The 1,370-nt window shown below is 30.9% G+C and carries 1 rRNA gene; it reads right to left on the bottom strand.

The window, feature by feature from the left end:
* Positions 1-1,273 precede the first annotated feature (1,273 nt).
* Positions 1,274-1,370, bottom strand: a 5S ribosomal RNA gene (rrf, locus tag BBI01_RS04445); the annotation flags it as partial.

The following is a 1,370-nucleotide window of genomic DNA, read 5'->3' on the forward strand; positions in this document are numbered from 1 at the left end:
TCCGCTTTGTAACGAAGCAATCTTTCTGTCAGTGTCGCTCCGTATTTGCGAGTGCAAAAGTAAAACTTTATTTCGTAATGACCAAATGTTTTGAAAGAAAAATTTAAAGTTTTTTATGTAACCTTAACTCCTTTCTAAACCTTAATCTATCCACTCCTGCGCTCCCGTAATTGGGATTGCAAAGATACAAACTTTATTGTAACCCGCAACTTTTATTTAATAAAATATGCAAAGTTTTTTTGTTTCTCTCTTTTTGAAGTAATATCGTCTCTGCTTAGTTAAAAGCTCTTCTGCGCTACTGAGATACTCTCGTTTTCAGTGGGGCAAAGATAACAACTTATAACAACACAAAACAAATAGATTTATAATAAAAATAGAAAAGTGGAAAACTATCAACATAAACATCTTATTATTAACACCTTAACAAACAATTATAGTTATCCACAATGAGTGTTAATAATGTGGATTATAAAAATATCCATGCTAAGGAGATATACCTATCGTATTGTATACCAAAAAGACGATTAAAGAATATAGTGTACTTACTAAATTATAATAGCTTTTGCATACAACAAATTATCATCGTATTTGAAAGTATTTTATAGTACAGCATATGAAGAGTGTTTATAGAGAGTGGATCTATTCAAGAGCTTCTCACAGATCTTACAGATTTTTGAACTGATAACGCAATATTTTAAATCATGATTCAATATACAATAATCAAATCTATTCAGAGATAAATTATTATCCTAATTCTAATGGAAGGAATATTTATAAAAAGTAGATTACCTCAATGACGTTAGCTAAGCTTAGAATATTAAAAAGTATATATCTAGGGTAAAAAATGAAAGAGTAAAAATATCTAGAAAATAAGGTAAAGACGATATCTTTAATTGAAGGATGTGACTTAACATATTTGAATATGAGTTCTACGTTAGTTTACATAATCATTATTCAATAGAGACGGGCAATAATCCTGAGCATAGTTTAAGCAAGCCGTTCAGATAAAAATATCTATCTCCTCAGGCTTTAGCAAAAACTTAGAGATAGGTTACTATGTAAAGTAAAGTAGAGCTGAAGATATTCAGTAAGCTATGATCAGTCACGTTTTGAGAACGGTTTTCCAATTATTTATTGATTACTTATCTATTGAGTTCTTATTGATCATGTATGAGATCGTTTACTTTCTTCTTGTATAATTTAATTTGCTTGAGTATATTTCAAAAAAAAAGTCTCATACATTACTGTATGAGACTTTTAAAAATAAAATAAAAACTGGCGGCGACCTACTCTCCCGCGTTAGCAGTACCATCGGCGCTGGTGGGCTTAACTTCTGTGTTCGGAATGGGAACAGGTGAGCCCCACCGCTA

It is taken from the genome of Chryseobacterium artocarpi (genome assembly GCF_001684975.1).
In the GTDB taxonomy this organism is placed as follows: Bacteria; Bacteroidota; Bacteroidia; order Flavobacteriales; family Weeksellaceae; genus Chryseobacterium; species Chryseobacterium artocarpi.